Origin of the sequence: Carbonatibacter coralli (assembly GCF_039592655.1) — a bacterium.
Classification (GTDB): domain Bacteria; phylum Pseudomonadota; class Alphaproteobacteria; order Kiloniellales; family Kiloniellaceae; genus Carbonatibacter; species Carbonatibacter coralli.
This window is the reverse complement of the sequence record NZ_JBBUTJ010000007.1, coordinates 116,333-141,831: the sequence shown is the minus strand read 5'-3', so window position 1 is coordinate 141,831 and position 25,499 is coordinate 116,333. Positions and strand designations below refer to the sequence as shown.

At 53.9% G+C, this 25,499-nt stretch carries 23 protein-coding genes; 7 read left to right on the top strand and 16 right to left on the bottom strand.

What is annotated here, in order from left to right; genetic code table 11:
- Positions 1-400: 400 nt before the first annotated feature.
- The 9 genes from AAAH10_RS14625 to AAAH10_RS14585 form a co-directional block, all read right to left on the bottom strand.
- The gene (locus tag AAAH10_RS14625) at positions 401-820 is read right to left on the bottom strand and encodes a DUF1489 family protein (protein WP_343564884.1); all 420 of its coding nucleotides are present in this window, start codon (positions 818-820) and stop codon (positions 401-403) included.
- A gap of 37 nt (positions 821-857) precedes the next feature.
- Entirely contained in the window at positions 858-1,751 is an 894-nt protein-coding gene (locus tag AAAH10_RS14620; RefSeq protein ID WP_343564882.1) for a hydroxymethylglutaryl-CoA lyase, read from the bottom strand.
- Positions 1,744-3,780 (bottom strand): ATP-binding protein, encoded by a 2,037-nt coding sequence (locus AAAH10_RS14615; RefSeq protein WP_343564880.1) that lies wholly within the window; start codon positions 3,778-3,780, stop codon positions 1,744-1,746. The genes AAAH10_RS14620 and AAAH10_RS14615 overlap by 8 nt, the downstream gene beginning before the upstream one ends.
- Positions 3,781-3,783: 3 nt before the next feature.
- Positions 3,784-4,548, bottom strand: coding sequence for an enoyl-CoA hydratase-related protein (locus tag AAAH10_RS14610; RefSeq protein ID WP_343564878.1), 765 nt, complete (start codon positions 4,546-4,548; stop codon positions 3,784-3,786).
- Positions 4,549-4,551: 3 nt separating this feature from the next.
- Positions 4,552-6,165, bottom strand: a complete 1,614-nt coding sequence (locus AAAH10_RS14605) for a carboxyl transferase domain-containing protein (protein ID WP_343564876.1) — start codon at positions 6,163-6,165, stop codon at positions 4,552-4,554.
- Between the two features lie 12 nt (positions 6,166-6,177).
- Positions 6,178-7,308, bottom strand: a complete 1,131-nt coding sequence (locus AAAH10_RS14600; protein WP_343564874.1) for an acyl-CoA dehydrogenase family protein — start codon at positions 7,306-7,308, stop codon at positions 6,178-6,180.
- A 58-nt stretch (positions 7,309-7,366) separates the two neighbouring features.
- Positions 7,367-8,047: an SDR family oxidoreductase gene (locus AAAH10_RS14595; RefSeq protein WP_343564872.1), complete on the bottom strand. Its 681-nt coding sequence runs from the start codon at positions 8,045-8,047 to the stop codon at positions 7,367-7,369.
- Between the two features lie 125 nt (positions 8,048-8,172).
- On the bottom strand, positions 8,173-9,339 hold the full coding sequence (locus AAAH10_RS14590) for an isovaleryl-CoA dehydrogenase (protein WP_442490278.1): 1,167 nt from the start codon (positions 9,337-9,339) through the stop codon (positions 8,173-8,175).
- Positions 9,340-9,343: 4 nt separating this feature from the next.
- Positions 9,344-9,736 (bottom strand): MerR family transcriptional regulator, encoded by a 393-nt coding sequence (locus AAAH10_RS14585; RefSeq protein ID WP_343564870.1) that lies wholly within the window; start codon positions 9,734-9,736, stop codon positions 9,344-9,346.
- 126 nt (positions 9,737-9,862) lie between these two features.
- Here AAAH10_RS14585 and AAAH10_RS14580 point away from each other — a divergent pair, with 126 nt between their 5' ends.
- The gene (locus AAAH10_RS14580) at positions 9,863-10,423 is read left to right on the top strand and encodes a hypothetical protein (protein ID WP_343564868.1); all 561 of its coding nucleotides are present in this window, start codon (positions 9,863-9,865) and stop codon (positions 10,421-10,423) included.
- Here the strand turns inward: AAAH10_RS14580 and mgtE are convergent.
- The gene (gene mgtE / locus AAAH10_RS14575; protein WP_343564866.1) at positions 10,420-11,826 is read right to left on the bottom strand and encodes a magnesium transporter; all 1,407 of its coding nucleotides are present in this window, start codon (positions 11,824-11,826) and stop codon (positions 10,420-10,422) included. The genes AAAH10_RS14580 and mgtE overlap by 4 nt on opposite strands.
- 416 nt (positions 11,827-12,242) lie before the next feature.
- Here mgtE and AAAH10_RS14570 point away from each other — a divergent pair, with 416 nt between their 5' ends.
- The 5 genes from AAAH10_RS14570 to AAAH10_RS14550 all read left to right on the top strand — a co-directional run bounded on the left by AAAH10_RS14570 (position 12,243) and on the right by AAAH10_RS14550 (position 17,885).
- Positions 12,243-13,844 (top strand): ABC transporter substrate-binding protein, encoded by a 1,602-nt coding sequence (locus AAAH10_RS14570; protein ID WP_343564864.1) that lies wholly within the window; start codon positions 12,243-12,245, stop codon positions 13,842-13,844.
- 133 nt (positions 13,845-13,977) lie between these two features.
- Entirely contained in the window at positions 13,978-14,991 is a 1,014-nt protein-coding gene (locus AAAH10_RS14565) for an ABC transporter permease subunit (protein ID WP_343564862.1), read from the top strand.
- Positions 14,992-15,004: 13 nt separating this feature from the next.
- Positions 15,005-15,913 carry an ABC transporter permease subunit gene (locus AAAH10_RS14560; protein WP_343564860.1) on the top strand — a complete coding sequence of 303 codons (909 nt, stop codon included), beginning with the start codon at positions 15,005-15,007 and terminating at the stop codon, positions 15,911-15,913.
- A 2-nt stretch (positions 15,914-15,915) separates the two neighbouring features.
- Positions 15,916-16,902, top strand: a complete 987-nt coding sequence (locus AAAH10_RS14555; RefSeq protein WP_343564858.1) for an ABC transporter ATP-binding protein — start codon at positions 15,916-15,918, stop codon at positions 16,900-16,902.
- Entirely contained in the window at positions 16,899-17,885 is a 987-nt protein-coding gene (locus AAAH10_RS14550) for a peptide ABC transporter ATP-binding protein (RefSeq protein ID WP_343564856.1), read from the top strand. The genes AAAH10_RS14555 and AAAH10_RS14550 overlap by 4 nt, the downstream gene beginning before the upstream one ends.
- A gap of 70 nt (positions 17,886-17,955) precedes the next feature.
- Here AAAH10_RS14550 and AAAH10_RS14545 read toward each other — a convergent pair whose 3' ends face one another.
- Positions 17,956-20,229 (bottom strand): NADP-dependent malic enzyme, encoded by a 2,274-nt coding sequence (locus AAAH10_RS14545; RefSeq protein ID WP_343564854.1) that lies wholly within the window; start codon positions 20,227-20,229, stop codon positions 17,956-17,958.
- Between the two features lie 152 nt (positions 20,230-20,381).
- Between AAAH10_RS14545 and lipB the strand changes: the two genes are divergently transcribed.
- Complete coding sequence (gene lipB / locus AAAH10_RS14540) at positions 20,382-21,074, top strand: lipoyl(octanoyl) transferase LipB (protein WP_343564853.1); 693 nt, start codon at positions 20,382-20,384, stop codon at positions 21,072-21,074.
- A gap of 2 nt (positions 21,075-21,076) precedes the next feature.
- On the opposite strand, the gene AAAH10_RS14535 is transcribed toward lipB, so the two are convergent.
- From AAAH10_RS14535 to yajC, 5 genes are all read right to left on the bottom strand, one after another.
- Complete coding sequence (locus tag AAAH10_RS14535; RefSeq protein ID WP_343564851.1) at positions 21,077-21,928, bottom strand: phytoene/squalene synthase family protein; 852 nt, start codon at positions 21,926-21,928, stop codon at positions 21,077-21,079.
- Between the two features lie 28 nt (positions 21,929-21,956).
- The gene (locus AAAH10_RS14530) at positions 21,957-22,334 is read right to left on the bottom strand and encodes an Mth938-like domain-containing protein (RefSeq protein ID WP_343564850.1); all 378 of its coding nucleotides are present in this window, start codon (positions 22,332-22,334) and stop codon (positions 21,957-21,959) included.
- 36 nt (positions 22,335-22,370) lie between these two features.
- Complete coding sequence (gene secF / locus AAAH10_RS14525; RefSeq protein ID WP_343564848.1) at positions 22,371-23,345, bottom strand: protein translocase subunit SecF; 975 nt, start codon at positions 23,343-23,345, stop codon at positions 22,371-22,373.
- Positions 23,346-23,361: 16 nt separating this feature from the next.
- Positions 23,362-24,921, bottom strand: a complete 1,560-nt coding sequence (gene secD / locus AAAH10_RS14520) for a protein translocase subunit SecD (RefSeq protein WP_343564847.1) — start codon at positions 24,919-24,921, stop codon at positions 23,362-23,364.
- 113 nt (positions 24,922-25,034) lie between these two features.
- Positions 25,035-25,406 carry a preprotein translocase subunit YajC gene (gene yajC / locus AAAH10_RS14515; RefSeq protein ID WP_343564846.1) on the bottom strand — a complete coding sequence of 124 codons (372 nt, stop codon included), beginning with the start codon at positions 25,404-25,406 and terminating at the stop codon, positions 25,035-25,037.
- Positions 25,407-25,499 lie beyond the last annotated feature (93 nt).

Genomic DNA, 25,499 nt, shown 5'->3' with positions numbered 1-25,499 from the left:
TTCTGTCTCCATTAAAGAAAACAGACACATGTGTGTGTACACGTATGATGCATAAACCGACAGTTTTACTGATACAAACAGCAAACCGCCGCCTACGCATCCCTTCCAAAAAACTATGTCAAACAGCACACCGGAAGAACCGGTAAAAACAGCGCAAGTTTTCGACCTGAGCAAAAGCCCAAGTCCGAAAGGCTTAACACTATTGATCTGAATTCCTCAAACGAGCCCGATGAACTCAGGCCGGAGGACCCATTATAATGATGAGCAAAGCAAAAACAAGTTATTTCTGTCTGCGCTCACCAAGCGGTCGCTGTCGAGCCGTTCAGCCCGGCGACGAAGAGGTATATAGGCTTTCCCCATGGGCCTGTCCAGAGCAAAAAAACAGATTCTTCAAACTTTTTTACAAAAGTCCCAGTTTTTCCAGTTCTGCCTTCATGGCATCCGGCATACTGGCCTCCTCTCCCTTATAGCTGCCCATGTCTTCCGGAGCGTTTTCCGGCTTGAAATAGCGCCAGCCCTGAAAGGGACGGAAGGGAAGCGGGCGCGTCCTGACCAGTTCCTGCTCAAGACGAAAGAGCGTCATGGGCGTCCCGTCATCTGCCTCGACACGCTCAATATCCAGAAGCTTCTGACGGCATCGGATTTGCCCCTTGATCACCCAGTAAATCGAGCCACCCGAATCAAGGATTTCATCCCTGCGTTTGGGAAACATGCGTGTCTTGTGAAAGAGAAAACCGTGTTGGGCAAGACGTTCAGCCTGAAATTCCTCGAGGGTTTCAGGAGACTCGGAGCCGACAGAAAGCTTGATGAGGTGAAGCATATTCAGAGTAAAACCTGCAGATGAACCAGAAACCAATTTATCGTGTGGCACGAAAATAGGCGCTTTGGGGCTCCTTACCAAGCTTTTTGGTGATAAAATCTGCGGCATCAAGCAAAGCCGTCATGGAAAGATCCGGACAACCCCCAAGATCCCCGAGCATGTAAAGCAGATCCTCCGTTGCCAGGTTCCCGCTTGCCCCCGGCGCAAAAGGGCAGCCACCAAGACCTGCGACAGCGGAATCAAACACGTGAATCCCCTCTTCCAGACCTACATAGACATTGGCCAGAGCCTGCCCGTAGGTGTTGTGGCAATGAAGCGCAATTTTGTCCAGAGGCACCTCCTGCTGCAATGCCCGGAGCATTTTCTTAACGTAAACAGGCGTCCCAACCCCGATTGTATCCCCCAGCGAAACCTCGAAACAGCCCATCTCAAGCAACTGCGACGAGAGGCTTACAACACGCCGGAGATCAACTGTGCCCTCGAAGGGACAGCCCGCAACACAGGAGAGATACCCCCGAACGGGAATGGCGCGATCCCGGGCCTGACGGACAAGGCTTTCAAAAAGGCCGAGACTGTCCTCGACCGACATCCCGATATTTTTCAGTGCAAAGGAATCGGAAACAGCCGTAAAGACGGAGAGAGAACCCGCTCCGGCCGCAAGGGCATCCTCCAACCCCCTCTGATTGGGCACCAGCACCGACAGATTGCGTCTTTCCTGATCAGAAAAGGCCCGGAGAACCTCCGCACTTCCCTGCATCTGGGGAACCGCTTTCGGTGAAACAAAGGCCCCGGCCTCCACCTCGGACAAACCGGCACGGAAAAGCAGCCGGATCAGATGCACGCGATCCTCGACAGAGAGAACAGATGCCTCGTTCTGCAAACCATCACGCGGTCCCACTTCAACAATCCGGATCGTCCCTGCCTCAGCCATGATCACTGCCCTTTCTGAAAGAACAAAGCATCTGCCCTTCAGCAACCTGGTCGCCAACTTTACAGAAAAGCCCGTCCACAACAGAAGACCCCGTCGCAGTGACAGGCAATTCCATTTTCATGGCCTCAAGAACCACAACAGCTTGCCCTTCCAGAACCTCCTGACCCGCCTCGACTTCCACCTTCACGACGCGCCCCGGCATTGGAGCAACAAGATCCCGGGCCACGCCCTGCGCCTTTTCCACAGAACCTTGTGTCGCCAGTTCCTCAACCCCTGCCAGACAGACCGGCAAAGACCGCCTTCCCGGCAGAAGAACGAGCATTTCAGTTCCGACATGACGAAAAGACAGGGCAAGCTCAAGCTCTCCATCCAGCCGGAGCCTGAATTCCCTTTCATTCCGTTCAAGCTCTTCAACTGCAACAGACTGATCCCCGACAAGGACAGAAAGGGACAGCCCCTTTTCGAAAACACAGGAACAACTGACCAGTTGCCCTCCGATCGAAAGCAGCAAGGGACGCCTTTGCAGGGTTGCATTCGAGAAGAAATCTCCGCGATCAAACACTCCTGCCTTGTCGTTCTGATGCCCCAGAAACAAGATTGCAAAAGCACAGGCTGCGATTTCGAGGGGAGAGAGCGGTTCAGCAGCATCAAGAACCTGTTCCAGATTGCGATCAAGCCAGCCTGTATCAATCAATCCGTCCTGCAAAACCCCTGTCGACAGCAGGTCATGGAGAAAATCGAGATTGTTCCCGACACCATGACACAGGGTTTTCCGAACCGCTTCCCTCAGTCCCGACAGCGCTTCAGCCCTGTTTTTCCCGTGGACAACCAGCTTTGCGATCATCGGGTCATAATAAGGTGTCACCCGGTCACCGCTGCGAACCGCACTGTCCAGACGAACCCTGCCCTCACTCTCGAGACGTTCAGGAACCTCGAACAGATCAATCTGTCCGGTTGCAGGAAGGAAGCCCTTTTCAGGTCTTTCGGCATAAAGCCGGGCCTCAAAGGCATGACCGGAGACTTTAAGGTCCTCCTGATCCAGTGGCAGGGCCTCGCCAGAAGCTACCACGATTTGCAGGGCAACAAGATCCAGTCCGAGGATTTCCTCTGTAACGGGATGCTCGACCTGCAAACGCGTGTTCATTTCCAGAAAAAAGAATTCCTCCCCCTGCACAAGGAACTCGACAGTTCCCGCCCCCGCGTAATCCACAGCCCTTGCAGCAGAACAGGCTGCAGCAGCCAGTCTTTCCCGCAACACATCCGAAAGGTGGGGAGCCGGCGCTTCCTCAATAACCTTCTGATATCTGCGCTGCGCTGAACAGTCCCTTTCGGAAAGGGCCAGAACCTTGCCATGGCAATCCGCCATGATCTGCACCTCAATATGTTTTGGCCCCTCAAGATACCGTTCCAGAATGACATGATCATTTCCAAAGGCAGAGCCGGATTCACGCCGTGCTGCCTCCAGCGCAGACATAAAACCGGAGGCCTCCCTGACAATACGCATCCCCTTGCCACCCCCGCCGGCAGCCGCCTTGATCATAAGAGGAAAGCCAATCCTGTCAGCCTCTTCCTGCAGGCGCTCCGGACTTTGCTCCTGTCCGTTATAGCCCGGCAGAAAGGGAACATCCGGAGCCTTTTCCTGCAAAACCTTCTTGGCCTGTGCCTTGTCACCCATCAAACGGATGGCATCAACCGGCGGTCCGACAAAAACAATGCCCTCCTCGGCACAGCGTTGGGCAAAGACGGGATTTTCAGACAGAAATCCATAACCCGGGTGAATGGCGTCCACACCGGCGCGTCTGGCAATATCCAGAACTGCAGACTGGTCAAGATAGCTCTCGGCAGCCTGAACACCGCCCAGACCATAGGCCTCATCAGCACATCCAACAAAAAGGGCGTGCCTGTCTGCATCAGAATAAAGAGCCACAGTCCCCAGCCCCAGCTCAGACGCTGTCCGGAACACTCTGGCAGCGATTTCACCACGATTGGCGACAAGAATTTTTTTGATTTTCTTCTGTTCGGGCTTCATGAATTATGACCAGTCCGGCTCCTGCCTGTCCCTGAAAGCCTGCATCCCTTCCTGCGCTTCCCCGGATGTCCGGATATCTGCCAGCAAGCGCGCAGTTTCTGCAGATGAGAGATTTTCATTCAACTGCTTGATCCGTGTCTGGGCCTGAGGCCCTCCCCTGAGAAGGCTCTCAAGAACACGACCGGTCGCACTCCTCAAATCCTCATAGGGCACAAGCTTGTGAACAAGCCCCAGCCCGAAGGCTTCACGTGCGTCAAAAGCCTCACCCAACAGAGCCTTGCACCGGAAATGGCCCGGCCCGATCCTGTTGATCACATAAGGGGCAATAACAGCCGGGATCAGCCCCAGACGCACTTCCGAAAGCTGAAAGCTGACACCCTCGGCACAAACAGCGATATCGCAACAGGCCACCAGCCCCAAACCGCCACCATAGACATTGCCCTGAACCACGCCCACAACAGGCTTGGGAAAAACGCTCAGATCATGCATCAGTTCTGAAAAGGCCCGGGCATCATCAAGATTTTCCTTGCGATCCCCTTTCCCGGAAAACAGCATTTCCTGAAGATCGGCACCGGCACAAAAGGTCGTCCCCCTTGCCGCGAGAACAAGCACACGCACGCGCTCATCATGTGCCAGCCCGTTCAAAGCGGCCGACAGCTCCAAAATCAACTGGGCAGACAAACGATTGTGTTCATCAGCCCGCGTCAGGGTCAGGCGCGCCACACCTCTTTCATCAATCTCTTCCATAAACCAGGGAACTGTCATCATGCCTCACATTCTGAAAACCCCAAAACGGGTCTCTTCGGATGGTTTGTTGTCAGTTGCGGCAAAGGCCAGGGAAAGCACTCTTCTTGTGTCTGCCGGGTCGATGATACCATCATCCCACAGGCGAGCCGATGCATAGTAGGGATCAGACTGCTCCTCAAATTGCTGTTCAATGGGGCGTCTGAAGGCCTGCTCCTCCTCTTCGGACCACTCCACTCCCTTTGCTTTCAGCGTATCGCCGCGCACCTGCGCCAGTACTGTTGCAGCCTGCTGCCCGCCCATGACAGCAATGCGCGAATTGGGCCAGGAAAACAGAAAATCGGGAGAATAGGCACGCCCGCACATTCCGTAGTTTCCGGCCCCGTAGCTTCCGCCGATAATCACCGTGATCTTTGGGACCCTGGCACAGGCCACAGCCATAACCAGCTTTGCCCCGTCCTTGGCAATTCCTCTCTCCTCGTAGGCTTTCCCAACCATGAAACCGGAAATATTCTGCAGGAAAAGCAAGGGAATCTCACGCTTGCAACACAGCTCGATGAAGTGGGCACCCTTGAGAGCGGATTCAGAAAAGAGAATACCGTTGTTTGCAACAATGCCAACCAGACGCCCCTCAATTCTGGCGAAGCAACACACAAGGGTTTCTCCGAAAAGAGGCTTGAATTCCTGAAAGGCACTGCCGTCAACCAGCCGGGCGATAATTTCCCGCACATCCACCGAACTTTTGCTGCCTGAGGAAACCAGCCCATAGAGATCCTCTGCCGGATAGAGCGGTTCTTCGACCTCCTCGCGGCGATCGGCAGCAACCCCGGCGGCAGTTCCCCCCAATGTCGAGACAATGTTTCTGGTGATGGCCAGCGCATCCGGGTCATTCCCGGCAGAGTGATCTGTAACTCCCGAAGTCCGGCAATGCACATCAGCGCCCCCCAGTTCTTCGGCGGTCACCACTTCACCTGTTGCAGCCTTGACCAGAGGCGGACCGCCCAGAAAAACCGTTCCCTGGTTCCGGACAATAACAGCCTCGTCCGACATCGCTGGCACATAGGCCCCTCCGGCCGTGCAGGAACCCATAACAACAGCAATCTGTGGAATGCCTGCCGCAGACATACGCGCCTGATTGAAGAAAATCCGGCCAAAGTGATCCCGGTCGGGGAAAACCTCATCCTGACTGGGGAGATTTGCGCCTCCTGAGTCCACCAGATAAATGCAGGGCAATCTGTTCTGCTCTGCAATTTCCTGCGCCCTCAGATGTTTTTTCACAGTCATCGGATAATAGGTTCCACCCTTCACAGTGGCATCATTTCCGACAATCATGCAGAGACGACCGCAAACCTGACCAATGCCTGCCACAACTCCCGCTGAGGGCACCTCGTCCTCATAAAGTCCCCAGGCAGCAAGGGGAGCAACTTCCAGAAACGCAGACCCCTGATCCAGAAGCAGGCCAATCCGGTCGCGCACCAAGAGCTTTCCCCGGTCCAGATGCTTTTTCCTGGCTCTGTCCGGACCACCAAGAGCAATGTTTCCCAGACGCTTTTGCAAACCCTGTACAAGAACACGATTCTGTTTCTCATTCTCCTGAAAAGCAGAATCACTATTTGATATTTTTGTTTCAAAAGACCGCATAAAGCATTGCCTTTACTTGCTTAATTGTCTGGATATCACCATTTTCTGGATGTCGGATGTCCCTTCGTAAATCTGGCAGACCCGCATGTCCCTGTATATCTGCTCAAGGCGATAATCTCTCAGGTATCCGTAACCTCCAAGAGTCTGGATTGCCCCGGAACAGACACGCTCCACCATCTCCGATGCATGCAGCTTGGCCATACAGGCTTCCGTAAGACAGGCTTCGCCCCGATCCTTCCTGGCTGCAGCATCCAGCACCATCAGCTCGGCAGCGCGCAGATCCGTCATCAGTTCGGCAAGCCGGAAACCAACAGCCTGATGCTCAATCAGCGGCTTGCCAAAAGAGGTTCTGTTCAGCGCATAATCATGGGCAATATCAAAGGCAGCCCGGGCCATTCCGATGGCCTGAGCGGCAATTCCGATCCGTCCGTTTTCCAGATTGGACAGGGCCAGCCTGTATCCCTGCCCCTCCTGTCCGATCATGTTTTCGGCCGGGATTTCACAGTCCACAAATTCCAGATAGCAGGTGTCCGAGGCATGTTGCCCCAGCTTGTCCTCAACCCGCACAGCGGAATAGCCCGGCGTATCGGTCGGAACCAGAAAGATCGACATCCCCTTTTTACCCGCAGAAGGGTCCGTGATCGCAAAAACAAGAGCGATGTCGGCTGTCGAACCGGAGGAAATGAACTGCTTGCTTCCATTCAGCACCCAGCAATCCCCCTTGCGTTCTGCCCTGGTTCGAATGGCAGAGGCATCAGAGCCTGCATCCGGTTCCGTCAGGGCAAAACAGCCACGTATCTTCGCCTGGGCCAGCAAGGGAAGATAATGATCTTTCTGTGCCGGAGTTCCATGGGCCTGGATCAGACCGACAATCAGCGAATTGTGAATGGAAAGAATAGTGGAAAGTGAGCCGTCAGCCGCCGCAATTTCCACGATTGCCAAAACATAGGAAACGGTATCAAAGCCCGAACCGCCATATTCAGGATCAACCAGCATGCCGAACAACCCCATTTCGGCCATGGGTTCAATCGCCTCGGAAGGGAAACGGTGCTCCCTGTCCCAGACAGGAGACAAGTCATAGAGTGTCTGCCAGGCAAACCCTCTCAGGGATTCCTGGATGAGCAACTGTTCTTCGTTCAACATGACCACGCCTTCCTTTTCTTGAATGGGAAGCAACGGGTCAGTTGATCACAAAGACAAATTACCAGGGAATTTGTGTACCATCGTAATTGATGAACTGACCTGTTTGCTCCTTGCCTGCCTTCGCAATGACCTTGCGCAGACCCGAAACGGATTTTGCTGTGGAAATCAGGGCATCCGGGCCGCCCATTTCTGTCTGCACCCATCCCGGATGCAACGCCAGAACCGTAATGTCCCGTTCTGCAAGGTCGATGGAAAGGCTTTTTGTCACCATGTTCAGGGCGCACTTTGAAGACCGATAGGGATAACTGTTTCCAGAGGTGTTCTCCCCGACCGATCCGACCTTTGATGATATGTTGACGATCAGCTTTTTCTCGCTTGCCCCCACATGCCGGACAAAGGCTTCCGCCATGCGCATTGGCCCCATGGTGTTGACCTTGAAGTGATGCATCCAGTCTTCGTAGTCCGTTTCGCCAAAGGGCGTTTTCTCGCCGTAGTATCCCGCATTGTTGATCAGCAGATCTACAGGTTCGTCGATCAGCTCGCGCGCCAGCGAAGCGACTTTCAGTTCGTCGGCCACATCCAGCTTGTGAATGGTGATGTTGCCTTCCATGCTGCGCAATTCCTTGGCGCGCTCCGGATGACGGCAACAGGCGTGCACTTTCCAGCCATCGATTGCAAAGGACCCGACCATAGCAAGTCCAATCCCGCGATTGGCGCCAGTAATCAGAAGTGTTGGCAAGGGTCGTCTCCACAAAACAGGATAAAAAGGCAGGGGTTAAAAACTCGCTCACACTACCCGTTTTGGAGGCACAGTCAAGACAACGATCATGATTGTGATATATAGCGAATTGTTTCAACATGCTTTTATCGTCCTGCAAAAAGCTCCCTGCCAATCAGCATCCTTCGGATTTCGGACGTCCCAGCTCCGATTTCATAGAGCTTCGCATCACGCAAAAGGCGCCCGGCAATACAGTCATTTGTATAGCCAATGCCGCCCATGATCTGTATCGCATCCAGCGCGGCACGCGTTGCGGCCTCGGCCGTCACAAGAATCACGGAAGCAGCATCCTTGCGGTCCGCATCGCCACGATCACAGGCTCTGGCAACAGCATGCAGATAGGAACGACAGGACTGATAGCTGCTGTAGAGATCGGCGAGCTTGCCCTGTATCAGCTGGAACTCGCCAATGGCCTGACCAAACTGCTTCCGTTCCCTGACATAGGGCAGAACAAGTTCAAGCGCTGCTCTCATGAGCCCCAGCGGGCCAGCAGCCAGAACCACCCGTTCATAATCAAGTCCGCTCATGAGAACGGCAACACCGCGATTGAGCTCGCCGAGAACATTTTCCTGCGGCACAAAACAGTCCTCAAAAACCAGCTCTCCGGTTGGTGATCCCCGCATCCCGAGCTTGTCGAGCTTCTGTGCGACGGAGAAGCCCTCAAACTCCCTTTCCACCAGAAAAGCTGTAATTCCCTTGCTGCCGGCATCCGGTTCGGTTTTGGCATAGACAACCAGCACATCGGCTTCATCACAGTTGGTGATCCACATTTTCCTGCCATTCAGGCAATATCCGCCTTCAACAGCAGAAGCTTTCAGACGCATGGACACGACATCCGACCCGGCTTCCGGCTCACTCATTGCCAGGGCTCCGACATGCTCCCCTGAAATGAGCCGGGGCAGATATCTGGCTTTCTGCTCAAGCCTGCCGTTCCTGCGGATCTGGTTCACACAAAGATTGGAATGCGCCCCGTAGCTCAGGGCAACCCCTCCCGCTGCGGCAGACAGTTCTTCCATCACAAGGCAATGCGCCAGATAACCGAAGCCACTCCCGCCGTCCTCCTCCGGCACAGTGATACCGAGCAGTCCCATTTCCCCTAGTTCAGGCCAAAGTTCGCGCGGGAAACGGTCCAGCCGATCCAGTTCATGAGCAAGCGGGAACAACCGCTGCTGCGCAAAATCCCTTGCCGACTGAAGCACAAGCCTCAGATCCTCATCCAGGCCGGCATTGAGACTGTCCAGCATGGTTTCCATGGCCCTACTCCTGCTTTCCTCTCAGTTGCAACAGCCGTTCCTCACACCCGGACCTGAGGCTGGACAGATCATCCAGAGCCGCTTCCAGATCGCGTTTTTTCTCGAAAAGCTGCTGCTGCTTTTCCCCGATACGCCCCAGCAGGACTTCAAGCTGCCTTGTCTCACCCTGTCCCTGTTCATCATAAAGATTCAGGATTTCCCGGATTTCATTCAGGCTGAAGCCAAGGCGCTTACCCCGCAGAATAAGTTTGATTCGTGTGCGATCACGCGGACTGTAAAGCCGCCGGGTTCCCTCACGTCTGGGGTTCAGCAAACCTGAATCCTCGTAAAACCGCAGTGTTCTCGGCGTTACATCAAAGGCCTCGGTCAATTGGGAGATTGTATAGACTTCACTCATGGAAAAAGCATGACACAAAATTACCTTTACGTAAACGTAAACTTATAAGAACCCATCTTCAAAAAAACTTCATTCAGAGAGCTGCTGTGTTAAAACCGGAAAAACACAACACAGGGAAAAGCAGAAGTGGCAGAATTTGATCTTGAAAAATACGTGAAGGAAACCGTTCTTCTTCCGGGAGAAGAGATCATCTGGAAGGGCAGAAGCCTTCCTGACCAGAACCTGAAAACCCGGTTGACTGGCAGGAAACCGCTCCGCTTTGCCATGAGCCTTTTCATGGTTGTCTTTGCAGTTTTCTGGACAAGCAACAGCCTTCAGGCCCCTTTTCCCTTTCAGCTTTTCGGGTTGGGTTTCATCAGTCTGGGACTTTGGCTTGTTTCAGCACCCTACAGGGAAAACAGGCGGCTTCAGCGAACCTTCTATGCCATTACCACCCAACGCCTGCTGGATATCCATCTGGGCAAAAGCATAAAAATCCGCCCGACATCTCCCGAAAAGGTCAATGCCATACAGCGTGAAGACTTCCCCGATGGCAGAGGCAATCTCAGGCTCACCTCGACCACCAGAAGTTTCCGGGACAAGTATGGCCGCAAACGTGAAAGAAGGCAGACTTACAGCTGGCAGGCCGTGGACGATATTGCCGGTGCAGACAGGGCCCTGCAGCAATTGCTTGAAAAAAGGAGCTAAAGCAGGAAAAAGGCCGCCAGCCCCAGGAAGGCAAAGAAGCCGATCACATCCGTCACGGTGGTCAGAAACACGCTGGAGGCAATGGCAGGGTCTATTTTCAAACGATCCAGACCAATGGGAATAAGGGTTCCTGACAGCCCCGCAACAATCATGTTGATGATCATGGCCGCCGCGATAATAAAGGCCAGTTGCCGGGATTCAAACCAGACCCACGCGACCGTTGCCGCCAGAATGGCAAAGAGCAAACCGTTGATCACCCCGATCAGAAGCTCCTTGCCAACAAAGCGGTGAGCGTTGGAAGAACTCAGATCCTTCATGGCCAGGGACCGGACAGCAACAGTCAGGGTCTGGGTTCCTGCATTCCCGCCCATGGACGCCACAATCGGCATCAGAACAGCCAGCGCAACAACCTGCTCGATCGTTCCCTCGAAAAGCCCGATAACCAGCGATGCAGCGATGGCTGTGAAAAGATTGACGACCAGCCAGGCAAAGCGGGATTTTGTTGTGTCGACAATATCCTCGTAAAAATCCTGCTCGCTGACACCACCCATCTTCATGATATCCTCGGCGGCCTCTTCATCAATGACGTCAACGACATCATCAATTGTAATCACACCGACCAGACGCTCCTGTTCATCAACAACAGGTGCGGAAACCAGACTGTACTGACGGAAAAGGTGAGCAACTTCCTCCTGGTCTGTCACCAGCGGGATTGTATGGAGTTGCTCCTCGATAATCTCGTCAAGCCGCATGTGCCGTCTTGAGCGAAGCAGCTTTGAAAGTGATACCGATCCAACAGCCTTGTGACGCGGTGTCACAATGTAGATGTCATAGAAATCATCCGGCAAATCATCACTGACCCGCATATAGTCAATGGTCTCCCCCACTGTCCAGACCGACGGCACAGCCACAAGCTCGCGCTGCATCAGACGCCCGGCTGAGCTCTCGGGGTAGCTGAGCCCCTCTTCGATCACCCGGCGATAGGTCATGGGAAGGGCGGAGAGAATATGCATTCTCAGTTCTTCATCAAGATCGTCAAACAGGTCGACCTGATCATCTGAATCGAGGGATGGCAAAAGGTTCGCGATCCCCTGCGGCCCCAGCAGTTCGACAATTTCCTCCTTTACCGAAGTGTCCAGATAGGGAAGGATTTCGGGATCAAAACCGGCTCCCAGAACTTTCATCAGGGCCTTGCGTTCCTTGCGCCCCAACTGCTCGAGCAAATCCGCAGCATCGGCTTCATGGAGATTTTCGACAAGATCTCCGACTTCCTGCAGGGTTTCCTCGTTGCCGCTGTCCTCAACAGCATCAAGGGCATCCTCGACAGCAGTCACAACGTCAGCACTCAGGCCGAATGTCTCATCGTCAGACATCTCCTGCATCTGTTCAGGTTCTCTGGACATCTGCTCCCCTTTCCTGATGACGTTGCTCATTTGTGCTTTATGCCAAAGAGATAACACCGATCCATCAAATGGGAAATAGCAGGACTGCTACGGGATTAAAAAAGAAGGTTTTTCACAAAAAGGCGTGCGACTCTTTGCCAGCCTTTACATTTTGACGCAAATCGCCGCTTATGAGTTAAACAGATGGTGTCATGAACTCACATATATTTTTTCTCATGATAAAAGAAAAAATAATTTTAATTCATACACTTATCGTTAAGCATGAGCAATTCTTCAGACCTTACCACCATAAGGTTTGACGGATTAGAACTGTGAATATACAGTCTTGTGCAAGGTTGCCATGACAACCCTGAAATAAAAAAGAATATTCAAACCCGTCACATCAAGTGACACCATGAAATCACAGGGAGATTTTCATGATTAAAAAAGGATTGCTAGCATCAGCTGCAATTGCGGCTGCTGTTTCATTTGGCGCATCCTATTCCGCGCAGGCAAAAACACTTGTGTATTGTTCCGAAGGCTCTCCTGAAGGCTTCACACCGGCGCTTTATACTGCAGGAACCACATTTGATGCTTCATCCCGTCAGATTTTCAACAAGCTGGTCGAGTTTGATCGCGGCACGACAAATATCGTTCCCGCTCTCGCCGAGAGCTACGAAGTCAGCGATGATGGCAAGGAATATACCTTCAAGCTCCGCAAGGGCGTGAAGTTCCACGACACGGATTTCTTCTCTCCATCCCGCGATTTCAACGCTGATGACGTTATCTTCAGCTTTGAACGCCAGCGTGACAAGGCTCACCCCTACCACGGTGTATCCGGCGGTTCCTATGAGTACTTCGAAGCGATGTCCATGCCGGACCTGATCGAAAGCATCGAAAAGGTCGACGACTACACGGTCAGGTTCAAGCTGACACGTCCGGAAGCACCGTTCATTGCGAACCTCGCAATGGATTTTGCCTCCGTCCACTCTGCAGAATATGCGAAAAACATGCAGGATGCAGGCACTCCGGAAGCCTTTGACCAGAACCCCATCGGTACAGGCCCTTTCGAGTTTGCAGCCTATCAGAAAGATTCTGTGATCCGCTATCTGGCTCACGATGACTACTGGAAAGGCCGTGCTGCCCTTGACCGTCTGGTGTTCTCCATCACTCCGGATGCCAAGGTACGCTATCAGAAGCTGAAAGCGGGCGAATGCCATGTGATGCCTTATCCGAACCCGGCTGATCTGGAAGCGATGAAGTCTGACTCGGACGTCAATCTGATGAGCCAGGAAGGTCTGAATGTCGGCTACCTTGCCTACAACAGCAAGATGCCTCCATTCGACAAGCCGGAAGTCCGCAAGGCCCTGAACATGGCAATCAACAAGGGCGCAATCATTGACGGTGTCTTCCAGGGTGCCGGCAAGGTTGCCAAGAACCCGATCCCGCCAACCATCTGGTCCTACAACCCGAACACTGTTGATGATCAGTATGATCCGGTTAAAGCCCAGAAGCTTCTGGAAGACGCAGGCGTTTCCGGTCTGAAAACCAAAATCTGGGCCATGCCTGTTCAGCGTCCCTACAACCCGAATGCGCGTCGCATGGCTGAACTGATCCAGGCGGACTGGGCGAAAATCGGCGTGGAAGCTGAAATCGTTCAGTACGAATGGGGTGAGTACCTGAAGCGCTCCAAGGACGTGGACCGTGATGGTGCTGTTCTGCTGGGCTGGACTGGTGACAACGGCGATCCCGACAACTTCCTGGCCGTTCTTCTCGGCTGTGATGCTGTCGGTGGCTCCAACCGCGCACAATGGTGTCACGCACCTTTTGAAGACCTGATCCAGAAGGCCAAACTGACAAGCGATCCGGCTGAACGGACACGCCTGTACGAAGAGGCCCAGACTGTCTTCAAGGAGCAGGCTCCATGGGCAACCATCGCTCACTCTGTTGTGTTCGAGCCCATCCGTCCGGAAGTGCTTGACTACAAGATTGATCCGTTTGGTGGTCACATCTTCTACGGCGTTGATCTGAAAGAATAACGCCCTGACTTTCTGAGAAATCCGCCCCTTTTCCTTGAAAAAGGGGCGGATTTTCTGTTTCAAACAACGAGAACAGACACAAAAAGTGTCGCCAATCTCGCGAAATTTCGCGCAGCAAACGATCAGGAAAGACATGTTTCGTTTTCTTCTTAGCAAGTTGGGATTGCTGATCCCGACCTTTCTGGGCGTGACTCTTATCGCGTTCAGCTTTATTCGCCTGTTGCCCGGCGATCCCATCGAGCTTCTGGCCGGAGAACGGGGTGTCAGCCCCGAGCGCCATGCAGAACTGAGCGCTCTTTTTGGTTTCGATCGCCCCTTTTATGAGCAATATCTGGGTTTTCTGTTCAATATTCTGCAGGGCGATTTCGGGGTGTCCTTTACGACCAAACAACCCGTTCTCGAAGAATTCCTGTTGCGTTTTCCAGCCACAATCGAGCTGGCTTTCTGTGCAATCGTCTTTGCAGTTATTGTAGGCCTCCCTGCCGGCATCATCGCTGCTGTCAAACGCGGTTCCGTTTTTGATCACACGCTGATGACCATTTCCCTGACCGGCTATTCCATGCCGATCTTCTGGTGGGGCATGCTGCTGATCATCCTCTTTTCAAACATTCTGGGTCTGACCCCTGTTTCCGGACGTCTCTCGGCGCTGTTCTGGATCGACACAGAAACGGGCTTCATGCTGATCGACACCCTGCTCAGCAATGAAAAGGGCGCCTTTCTCTCTGCGCTGAGCCACCTGATCCTGCCCTCTGTCGTACTGGGCACAATTCCCATGGCGATCATTGCCCGACAGACCCGCTCTGCAATGCTTGAGGTGCTCGGAGAAGACTATGTCCGCACCGCGCGGGCAAAGGGTCTCTCTCCCCTCCGTATCGTTGGCCTCCATGCTCTTCGCAATGCCCTGATCACGGTTGTCACGGTTATTGGCCTTCAGGTCGGTGTGCTTCTCGCCGGCGCCATCCTGACGGAAACCATCTTTGCCTGGCCCGGCATTGGCAAGTGGATGCTCGACAGTATTTTCCGCCGCGACTACTTCGCCGTTCAGGGCGGGATTGTCCTCATTGCCTCCGTCGTTATGGTGATCAACCTCTTTGTTGATTTCCTCTACGGCTTCATCAACCCGCGCATTCTGCACAACAAAGGCTGAGGAGGAAAACAGCATGTCAGTTCAGCAACCCTCCGACCCCGCAAAGAAAACAAGTGCTTTGCAACAGCAGTTCAGGGAATTCTGGTTCTATTTTTCCGAGAACAAGGGCGCTGTTGCCGGTCTTTTCTTCTTCCTTTTCGTTGTATTCATCGCACTTTTTGCGGATCTCCTTGCGCCACACTCACCTGTTGAGCAATACCGCGGTTCTTTCCTGGTTCCTCCGGTCTGGCAGGAAGGCGGCGATATCCGCTTTTTCCTGGGCACAGACGAAGTTGGCCGGGATGTGCTTTCCCGTCTGATGCACGGAGCGCGCTTTTCACTCTATGCCGGCTGCATCGTTATCGTGCTCAGCCTCAGTATGGGGATCATCCTGGGGCTGACGGCCGGGTACTTCCGCGGTGTTTATGAAACACTGGTGATGCGCGTCATGGACATCATCATGGCAATCCCGAGCCTTTTGATGGCTCTGGTTCTTGTTGCCATCCTCGGACCAGGCCTGCGCAATGCCATGATTGCCATCGCGATCACCTACATGCCGCATTATGTGCGTCTGGCCCGCGCCTCTGCCATTGCAGAGTCAGCACGGGATTACGTCACAGCCAGCCGGGTTGCCGGTGCAGGCACAATGCGCCTTCTTGTTCTGGTTATTCTGCCAAACTGTATGGCACCTCTCATTGTTCAGGCTTCCCTGAGCTTCTCGACAGCCATTCTGGATACTGCAGCTCTTGGCTTCCTCGGAATGGGTGCTCAGCCTCCAACTCCGGAGTGGGGAACCATGCTCGCCAGCGCACAGGAATTCATCACCTCTGCCTGGTGGGTTGTCACCTTCCCCGGCCTCGCCATCCTCCTGACTGTTCTCTCCATCAACCTGATGGGTGATGGTCTGCGCGATGCCCTTGATCCGAAAATGAAGAGGTCCTGATCATGTCATTGCTTGATGTACAAAACCTCACTGTTGAGTTTGCAACAGCCCATGGCCCTTTCCGTGCCGTTGATGGCGTAAATCTGAACGTCGATCAGGGAGAGATCATGGCCATTGTGGGTGAGTCCGGCTCCGGGAAATCCGTTTCCATGCTGGCTCTGATGGGACTTCTGCCCTGGACTGCGAAAATCACGGCAGACCGGATGACCTTTGATGGTCAGGACCTTCTGACCATGCCCAAAAAAGCCCGTCGGCAGATTATCGGGCGAGACATCGCCATGATCTTCCAGGAACCAATGACCAGCCTCAACCCCTGTTTCACTGTTGGTTACCAAATTATGGAAGCCATGAAAAAGCATCTGGGTGGAACCAAAAAGGAACTGGAAAAGCGCGCCATCGAGCTTCTGGGCATGGTGGGTATTCCTGCGCCGGAAACACGCCTGAAGGCCTATCCGCACCAGATGTCCGGCGGGATGAACCAGCGTGTGATGATCGCCATGATGATCTCCTGCAACCCCCGACTTCTGATCGCCGATGAGCCGACAACCGCACTGGATGTCACCATTCAGGCACAGATTCTGGAGCTTCTGCGCGAACTGCAAAGCAAACAGAACATGGCTCTGATCCTCATCACCCACGATATGGGAGTGGTCGCCGAAACAGCACAGCGGGTCACCGTGCAGTACGCGGGGCAACAGGTTGAGCAACAGAACGTTCTGGACCTCTTCGAAAAGCCCCGGCATCCCTACACGCACGCCCTGCTTCAGGCTCTTCCGGAACGGGCGACAAGCAAACGTCTTCCATCCATCCCGGGCGTTGTTCCCGGTTTGCTGGATCGTCCGACAGGCTGTCTGTTCAATCCGCGATGCAACTTTGCCAATGAACACTGCAGAGCCGCAGAACCTGCCCGCAAGGAAGGTGTTCTCTGCCACTATCCCCTGATGGATGGCAAGCCAGCCAACATGCCTGCAGAAGGAGCGGAAGCATGAGTACCCAAACCGTTCTCAAGGCAGAAAACCTGAAACGTCACTATTCTGTCAAAGGCGGCTTCATGAAGCCGGACAACACAGTCAAGGCTCTGGATGGCGCCAGCTTTGAGCTTCAGTCAGGCAAAACCCTTGCAGTTGTCGGGGAATCAGGCTGCGGCAAGTCAACGCTGGCCAGGCTCGTGACCCTGATCGAGGGACCAACCGAGGGCTCCCTTGTTCTCGACGGGAAGGATATTTCCTCTGCCCACTCGAAAGAAGACAAGCGCACCTTGCGACAGGCCGTCCAGATCGTTTTTCAGGACCCCTATGGTTCCCTGAACCCGCGCCAGAAGATCAGCACCATTCTGGAAGAGCCTCTCAAGATCAACACGGATCTGAGTGCTGCCGAACGCCGGGCAAAAATTCTGGACATGCTGGGGCGTGTCGGTCTGCGTCCTGAGCAGGCCGATCGCTATCCGCACATGTTTTCCGGTGGACAGCGTCAGCGTATTGCCATTGCACGCGCCCTGATGCTGGAGCCGAAAATCATTGTTCTGGATGAACCGGTATCAGCACTGGATGTTTCAATTCAGGCGCAGGTGCTCAATCTCCTGAGCGATCTTCAGGAAGAGATGAACCTTGCCTATCTCTTTATCTCCCACGACCTGTCTGTCGTCAAACACATCGCAGATGATGTGATGGTCATGTATCTGGGGCGTCCGGTTGAACACGGAACGAATGAAGAGGTCTTCAGCAACCCGCAACATCCCTACACCCGCGCGCTGCTGTCTGCGACCCCGGTCGCCGATCCGAAGCTCAAGCGCGAGCGCATCAAGCTGTCCGGGGAAATTCCCTCCCCTCTCAACCCGCCATCAGGCTGCACCTTCCACACCCGCTGTCCTCTGGCCAACGGGCGGTGCCAGTCTGATGTTCCCGTTCTGGGACAGCATTTCAGCAAACATCTGACGTCCTGTCATGCTGTAGAAGAAGGAAGGGAGGCTTGAAGCCTCCCTTTTCTTTTGCCTGTTTGCCCTGACAGGACACTTGAAAAGCCTGCCGGTGATATCCCTCAAATCAGCTTTCCCGGCTTTGGGCATCCACGACGGCAATGGCCGACATGTTCACAATGCCCCGCCCTGTCGTTGAGGCTGTCAGGATATGTGCCGGATGGGCAGCCCCGACAAGGATTGGTCCGACAGGCAGGGCATCATCGACAGTCTTCATCAGGTTGAAGGCAATGTTTGCAGAATCAAGGTTCGGGAAAACCAGCAGATTGGCTTCGCCGGACAGATCATTGTCCGGGAACAGACGTTCACGGATTTCGGAATTGAGCGCTGCATCCGCATGCATTTCCCCCTCAACCTCGAAATCGTGGCCACCAGACTTGATGATTTCAAGGGCCTTGCGCACCTTCAGGGAAGACTCACTGGTTGAAGAACCGAAGTTGGAGTGGGACAACAAGGCCGCCTTGGGTTGCAATCCAAAGCGTTTGACATGCTCTGCCGCCATAATGGTCGTCTCGGCCAGATGCTCTGCCGTGGGATCAACCGAAACATAGGTGTCTGTCATAAAGTAGGTCGCGTTCGGCATGATCATAAGTGAGAGTGCAGAGAAATCCGTCACCCCTTCCTGCAGTCCCAGAATGCCGCCAACGTGATCCAGATGCTTGTGATAACGCCCCGTCACACCGCAGATCATGGCATCTGCATCATCCAGATAAACCGCAAGTGCCGCGATCACCGTGTTGCGTGTCCGCACAACAATTTTGGCTGCATCCGGGGATATTCCCTTGCGCGCCATCAACTTGTGATAGGTCGACCAGTAAAGATTGAAACGCGGGTCGTCATGCGGGTTGATCACATCAAAGTCGACGCCGGCCGTCATGTTCAGGCCGATACGATCCAGACGGTTCTGAATGACCTCCGGACGCCCGATCACTGTCGGAATGGCAATTCCTTCCTCGATGACAACCTGAACAGCCCGCAGAACGCGCTCGTCCTCACCCTCCGCATAGATCAGGCGTTTGGGTGCTTTCTTCGCCCGCTCGAAAAGCGGCTTCATCACAAGACCGGACTTGTAGACAAAGCGTTCCAGCTTTTCCTTGTAGACCTCGATGTCCTTCAGTGGACGATCAGCGACATCCGTCTCCATCGCAGCCTTGGCGACAGCCGGTGCAATCCGCGAAATCAGCCGGGGATCAAAGGGGCTCGGGATCAGGTAATCAGGCCCGAAGGTCTTGGCTTCGCCGCCCATCGCCCGAATGACCACCTCGTCCTGCTGTTCCATCGCCAGATCTGCAATGGCACGGACGCAGGCCACTTTCATGTCCTCATTGATCATGCGGGCACCGACATCCAGTGCGCCCCGGAAAATATAGGGGAAGCAGAGAACGTTGTTCACCTGGTTCGGATAATCGGACCGCCCTGTGCCCATAATAACATCATCCCGAACCCTGGCGACCTCTTCGGGCATGATTTCCGGGGTCGGGTTCGCAAGGGCCATAATAACAGGACGCGCCGCCATCCTTTTGACCATTTCAGGCTTCAGGACACCCGGAGCAGAAAGACCGAGGAAGATATCGGCATCCCCGATTACATCCCCCAGGGAACGCGCATCTGTCTTCTGGGCAAAGGCGGACTTCCACGGGTCCATCAGGGCTTCCCGTCCCTCATAGACCACACCCTCAATATCCGTCACCCAGATATTCGACTTCGACACTCCCATTGAAACAAGCAGGTTCAAACAGGCCAGCGCAGCAGCGCCCGCGCCGGATGTCACCAGCTTGACCTTTTTGATGTCCTTTTCGGCAAGGCGCAGCGCATTGTAAATCGCTGCCGCAACAATAATCGCCGTACCATGCTGATCATCATGAAAAACCGGGATGTTGAGGCGTTCCTTCAGCGCATTCTCGACAATAAAGCACTCGGGCGCCTTGATATCCTCCAGATTGATCCCGCCAAAGGTCGGCTCCAGAGCCGCGACAACATCGATGAGTTTTTCAGGATCCTTTTCGTTCACCTCGATATCAAAGACGTCAATACCGGCAAATTTCTTGAAAAGGACCGCCTTTCCTTCCATGACCGGTTTGGATGCCAGCGGGCCAATGTCACCCAGACCGAGAACAGCAGTCCCGTTGGTGACCACCCCGACAAGATTGCCACGGGCCGTAAAGTTTGCGGCTTCGGCCGGATTTTCAGCAATGACTTCACAGGGGGCAGCAACACCCGGGGAATAGGCAAGTGCCAGATCGCGTTGGTTACCAAGGGGTTTTGTAGCAGAAATCTCCAGTTTTCCCGCTGTCGGGTACCGGTGATAGAAAAGAGCGCCATCGCGCAGATCTTTGGACATTTGCTGGTGAAGCCTTTTTATTCATTGGGACGTTCAAAGGCGACATAATACACGCCTGATACGACATAGGAACACCCAAACTCATTTTATTTGATGATCGAAAGCACTCTGTATAAAAGGTTTTTACAAACTGATTTTTCAAGAGGCCCGTTGTGTCCGATCACACTTCATCGAATGATCTTTTTTCCAGTCAGTCAAGCGTCAAAACATCTTATGGCGCGATAGAGTGGTGTGTTTCCGATCACCTGATCGACTATGACAAATCCCTTGAATTCATGGAAAACCGCGCTGCAGCCATTCACGCCGGGCAGGAACAGGAATGCGTCTGGCTTCTGGAACATCCTCCCCTTTACACGGCGGGTACCTCGGCCAAACGTGAAGACCTTCTCACACCGGACCGTTTTCCGGTTTATGACGCCGGACGCGGTGGACAGTACACCTATCACGGACCGGGACAGCGTGTGGGCTATTCCATGCTCGATCTCAATCACCGTGGCAAGGATGTGCGCAAATACGTTGCCGATCTGGAAGAGTGGATCATTCAGACACTGGCAAGCTTCAACATCAGGGGAGAGCGGCGCGAAGGCCGTGTCGGCATCTGGATTGACCGGGGTCATGGCCGGGAAGACAAGATTGCAGCCATTGGTGTGCGGGTCAGAAAATGGGTCACCTTCCACGGTATCGCCATCAATCTTGATCCGGATCTCGACCACTTTGAAGGCATTGTCCCCTGCGGGATTTCCGATCATGGCGTCACATCGCTTCATGATCTTGGCATTGCGGTTTCAACAGAAGACCTTGACGTCGCAATGCAGAATGCTTTCAGAAAAGTATTCTGTCCCTGAAACTAGGGCTTCTTAAGCCACAAACGCCAGAGAAGTTTCCAAAGGGTTGCGCCTTTGAGGATTTCCTCGCCCTTCATGGCGAAGGGATCAAAATCGGCCTGTTTCAAAGCCGCAAGATAATGGTCGAGGTGCACCAGAACCATAAAGGGCAAAAGCGCCTCACGCTTCTGTCTGCCCAAACCCTGCCGCGCTTTTGCAAGCTCTTCCTCTGCCAGTTGACAGGAACTGCGCACAAGCGTTTTCAGAGCTTCCGTTGAACGCAGTTCATGATAATCGCCCAGTGACAATCCTGCCGCGTCGATTTCATCTCTGGGAAACATGATCTGCTTGCGTTGCGCCAGATAGGCGGACGAACGAACCAGCCCGATCAGTCCCCAGGCGCGGCCGGTCGCCATGGCAGCACCCTCGCAGCCCGAACAGGAACAGACTTTCAGCATCAATTGCACCAGAGGCACCGATGTCTCGTCCAGATAGGACAAGAGATCTTCCCGGTCCGCAGGCGGTTCCCCGTCCAGATCCCGTTCACGGGCATTGATGAGACGCTCGAAAAGATCACGCGGCAAGTCAAAGGCAGTCACAGCACTGTCCAGAGCCTCGACAACGGCATGCTTGCGGACAGTTGCATCGGGATCATAAATCGTCTCGATACTCTCCCGCCACCATTGCAGGCGGATCATTCCCGTGATCGGCTCACTGACAACATCTGCCGTTTTGGACACTTCAAGATTAAAGGCAAGAAGAGCGAAAAGAGCTTCCCGGACCCGGGAGCCCGCCATCAGACAGATCTGATAGCGATCATGGTCATATAGCCTGACCTGTTGCCCACAATAGGAAAGCCGGTGCTCAGCACTCATCAGACAAACCAGTCCTCTTCTTTCCGGATCAATCGACTGCGATCAGCAGAGCTGCAACCTTGCGCTCTTCACTGACGAGAACGTTATAGGTCCTGCAAGCCGCTCCGGTGTCCATGGGCTCTACCACCAGCCCCTTTTCACGCAGCTCGGTCTTCAGGGCAGAGGGAACGGGCCGCATCTTCGGGCCGCACCCCAACAACAGAACATCGACGGCCTGTTCGCCGTCAAAGAAGAAAGAGAAATTCTCCAGTGACAGTTCATCAATGGAAGAGACAGGGCAGGACTGCGTCTGTTCGGGCGTGATCAGAATGGAACCCTCGTGATAGACACCGGTAACTTTGAAACGCCCATCACCATAGGTCTCAACAATCTGAACGCCTTCGGGAATATCCAGACGCACTTCCATGCTCTTCGTCCTTTCATCACTGTCTGTGATGGTCTCTTACCCCAAATGGATCGGAGTGCTCTGATCATCCTTCTTCGGCAGGGTCTTGTCATCATGACTGTCCTCGTCCTCATCCTGGGAAGAACGCAGATCCGTCAGCGACAGAAGCGGAACCGCAAGTCCCAGAGAGGAATAGGTTCCGATCAGTACACCAAAGATCAAACCAAGGCTCAGCCCTCTCAGCACTTCCCCGCCAAAGAGGAAAAGCGCAACAAGAGCCAGCAGGGTTGTTACGGATGTCAGAATGGTTCGGCTCAGTGTCTTGTTCAGAGCCCGGTCGAGCAGTTCATTCTGTTCCAGCTTCTTGAAGCGGCGCAGCTTGTCACGCACACGGTCAAAAATCACAACTGTATCGTTGATGGAATAGCCCGCAATCGTCAAAACAGCCGCCAGTGTCGCCAGATTGAATTCGTATTGCGTCAGGGCATAGAAGCCGACTGTTGCAATCACGTCATGCGACAGGGCAACAAGGGCCGCCACAGAGAACTGCCACTCGAAACGGATCCAGATGTAGATCGCAATCCCGAGCAGTGACAGGACTGTTGCAAGAATACCGCTGATTTTCAGCTCCTCGCCGACTTTTGGTCCGACGAATTCCACACGACGGTATTCTTCGACCTTGTCATCAAGGGCTTCCTTGACAGCGGCGATTGCCACCTGCTGCTCCTGCTCTCCTCCGTCCTGTTTCTGGAGGTTGACCAGAAGATCTCTCGGCTGTCCGAATTCCTGAATGGAAATGGGACCAAGTCCGAGGGAATTCAGCTCACTGCGCAGGGCACCCAGTTCCTCGACCTGATGAGTCCGGATTTCAATCAGGGTTCCTCCGCGGAAATCGACGCCGAAGTTCAGACCGCGAACAGCCACCAGAGCCAGAGAGGTCAGAACGATCAGTGTCGAAATCACAAAGAAGATCTTGCGGTATTCCAGAAAGCGGACACCAAGATCAATGGGCAGCTTTTTGATCAATGCCATTTTTCGGGTCCCTCTCTTAAATCGGAAGTGCTTTGGAGCGATTGCGACGCAGCCAGAGAATCACAATCAGACGTGTGAGCATAATTGCAGTAAACATGGAGGTCAGCAGACCAATGGTCAGCGTTACTGCAAATCCCTTGATCGGCCCTGTTCCGAACTGGAACAGGAGGAAAGCGGCAATCAGGGTTGTAATATTGGAATCAAGAATGGTCGTCACAGCACGCTTGTAACCGTTGTCGATGGCAGCGGTTAGAGATTGACCTTGACGCACCTCTTCACGAATGCGTTCAAAAATCAGGACATTCGCATCAACGGCCATCCCGATGGTCAGAACGATACCGGCAATCCCCGGAAGTGTCAGGGTGGCCTGGAGCGCTGACAGAGCTGCAAAGATCAGGATCAGGTTGCTCACAAGAGCCGCGTTGGCCATCAGTCCGAAGCTGCCATAGGCAACAGCCATGAAAACAATCACCAGAGCCAGTCCGAGAGCAGCCGCGATCTGACCGGCCAGAACGGAATCAGCCCCCAGTCCCGGACCGACAGAACGTTCTTCCAGAACAATCAGCGGCGCAGGCAATGCACCCGCTCTCAGCAGAATTGCCAAATCGCCGGCTTCCTCAACCGTGAAGCCACCGGAAATAATGGCAGAGCCGCTCAGAATCGCACTGCGGATCACAGGGGCGGAGATCACCTTGCCATCCAGAACAATGGCAAAGGGACGTCCAACGTTTGCAAGGGTTGCATCCGCAAAGCGCTTTCCGCCTGTTGCATCAAAGGTAATGGAAACAACAGGCTGACCGTCCTGGAATGTCGCCTGTGCATCAGAGAGGTTTTCACCGCTGACCAGAATGCGCTTTTTAATGACATAGCGCTGCGGGTTCTCGGGATTGTTGCTCAGCAGAATTTCCGCATCGGCCGGTGCACGCAGGGCATTCGGATCAGCAGACTGGTCAACCATGCGGAAATTGAGCTTGGCCGTTTTACCGATGATCTGCTTGATACGGTCCGGATCCTTTTCACCGGGAACCTGGATCAGGATGCGGTCTTCACCCTGACGCTGAATGCTTGGTTCCTTTGTCCCCGTTTCATCAAGGCGGGCGCGGGTAATCTCGATGGACTGTTCCACCAGACGTGAACGCCACTCCACTGTCGAGGCCTCGGAAAAGGAAACTGTCACGCGCGCTTCATCGGTCGAGATCAACAGCCCCTGGGACAGTTGCGAGATGATTGCCCGCATCCGCTCCCTGGTTGCATCGTCAGGGTTCCTGAGATCAAAGACAACGCTGCCTTCAGAAACACTCAGGTTCTGATAGCCAATGCGCGCAGAACGCAGATTGTCGCGAATGAATTCCAGAACATTCTTGACGCGCTCGTCAGCAGCAAAGGCCAGATCAACTTCCATCAGAAGCGAGGCACCACCCTGCAAATCCAGCCCGAGGTTCACCTGATTGCTGGGCGCCCAGTCCGGCAGGTTGTCTGTCACCGATTTGGGCAACAGATTGGGAGAAGCAAAGGCCAGACCGGCCAGAAGCACGGCGAGAACCAGAAAAATTTTCCAGCGGGGAAACTGAAGCATGGCAGCAAAACCCGTTTGTCATTGATCGTCAGGCCTGTTGTCCTGACCTGAAAAAACGAATGCTGTCGCAATCTTTTCACGGATCAGCGACAGCATCCAGAACTCAACACCGGTCAGGCGTCTTTTTTCTCTTCGTCCCCGGATGGTTCGTCATCCTTGGACTTCTTGTCAGCTGGTTCTGTCTTGGTCAGGACATCTGCAATCATGTGACGCATCACGCGAACGCGCACATTGTCAGCGATTTCAACCTGGATTTCGCTGTCATCCTTCACCTTGGTCACAACGCCGACGATACCACCGGATGTGACGATTTTGTCACCACGACGGACAGCTTCCAGCATGGCACGGTGTGCCTTTGCCTTTTTGCTCTGGGGGCGAATGATCAGGAAATAGAAAACCACAAAGATCAGGATCAGCGGCAGGAAGGATGTCAAAGCATCAGCCGGAGCGCCAGCAGCCTGAGCATAAGCAGGTGAAATAAACATGGATGTACTCCAAACAATAAGAATCGCCCTGAAAACAAGGGCATTTATGAAACCTGGCTGGACTATAACGCCCCACCGCAAAAAAGCAATTCT

Excerpts from the sequence above, each read along its gene's own strand:
- AAAH10_RS14625 (WP_343564884.1), bottom strand. The coding sequence starts at position 820 with ATGCTTCACCTCATCAAGCTTTCTGTCGGCTCCGAGTCTCCTGAAACC.
- AAAH10_RS14620 (WP_343564882.1), bottom strand. The coding sequence starts at position 1,751 with ATGGCTGAGGCAGGGACGATCCGGATTGTTGAAGTGGGACCGCGTGAT.
- AAAH10_RS14615 (WP_343564880.1), bottom strand. The coding sequence starts at position 3,780 with ATGAAGCCCGAACAGAAGAAAATCAAAAAAATTCTTGTCGCCAATCGT.
- AAAH10_RS14610 (WP_343564878.1), bottom strand. The coding sequence starts at position 4,548 with ATGATGACAGTTCCCTGGTTTATGGAAGAGATTGATGAAAGAGGTGTG.
- AAAH10_RS14605 (WP_343564876.1), bottom strand. The coding sequence starts at position 6,165 with ATGCGGTCTTTTGAAACAAAAATATCAAATAGTGATTCTGCTTTTCAG.
- AAAH10_RS14600 (WP_343564874.1), bottom strand. The coding sequence starts at position 7,308 with ATGTTGAACGAAGAACAGTTGCTCATCCAGGAATCCCTGAGAGGGTTT.
- AAAH10_RS14590 (WP_442490278.1), bottom strand. The coding sequence starts at position 9,339 with ATGGAAACCATGCTGGACAGTCTCAATGCCGGCCTGGATGAGGATCTG.
- AAAH10_RS14585 (WP_343564870.1), bottom strand. The coding sequence starts at position 9,736 with ATGAGTGAAGTCTATACAATCTCCCAATTGACCGAGGCCTTTGATGTA.
- mgtE (WP_343564866.1), bottom strand. The coding sequence starts at position 11,826 with ATGTCCAGAGAACCTGAACAGATGCAGGAGATGTCTGACGATGAGACA.
- AAAH10_RS14570 (WP_343564864.1), top strand. The coding sequence starts at position 12,243 with ATGATTAAAAAAGGATTGCTAGCATCAGCTGCAATTGCGGCTGCTGTT.
- AAAH10_RS14565 (WP_343564862.1), top strand. The coding sequence starts at position 13,978 with ATGTTTCGTTTTCTTCTTAGCAAGTTGGGATTGCTGATCCCGACCTTT.
- AAAH10_RS14560 (WP_343564860.1), top strand. The coding sequence starts at position 15,005 with ATGTCAGTTCAGCAACCCTCCGACCCCGCAAAGAAAACAAGTGCTTTG.
- AAAH10_RS14555 (WP_343564858.1), top strand. The coding sequence starts at position 15,916 with ATGTCATTGCTTGATGTACAAAACCTCACTGTTGAGTTTGCAACAGCC.
- AAAH10_RS14550 (WP_343564856.1), top strand. The coding sequence starts at position 16,899 with ATGAGTACCCAAACCGTTCTCAAGGCAGAAAACCTGAAACGTCACTAT.
- AAAH10_RS14545 (WP_343564854.1), bottom strand. The coding sequence starts at position 20,229 with ATGTCCAAAGATCTGCGCGATGGCGCTCTTTTCTATCACCGGTACCCG.
- AAAH10_RS14535 (WP_343564851.1), bottom strand. The coding sequence starts at position 21,928 with ATGAGTGCTGAGCACCGGCTTTCCTATTGTGGGCAACAGGTCAGGCTA.
- AAAH10_RS14530 (WP_343564850.1), bottom strand. The coding sequence starts at position 22,334 with ATGGAAGTGCGTCTGGATATTCCCGAAGGCGTTCAGATTGTTGAGACC.
- secF (WP_343564848.1), bottom strand. The coding sequence starts at position 23,345 with ATGGCATTGATCAAAAAGCTGCCCATTGATCTTGGTGTCCGCTTTCTG.
- secD (WP_343564847.1), bottom strand. The coding sequence starts at position 24,921 with ATGCTTCAGTTTCCCCGCTGGAAAATTTTTCTGGTTCTCGCCGTGCTT.
- yajC (WP_343564846.1), bottom strand. The coding sequence starts at position 25,406 with ATGTTTATTTCACCTGCTTATGCTCAGGCTGCTGGCGCTCCGGCTGAT.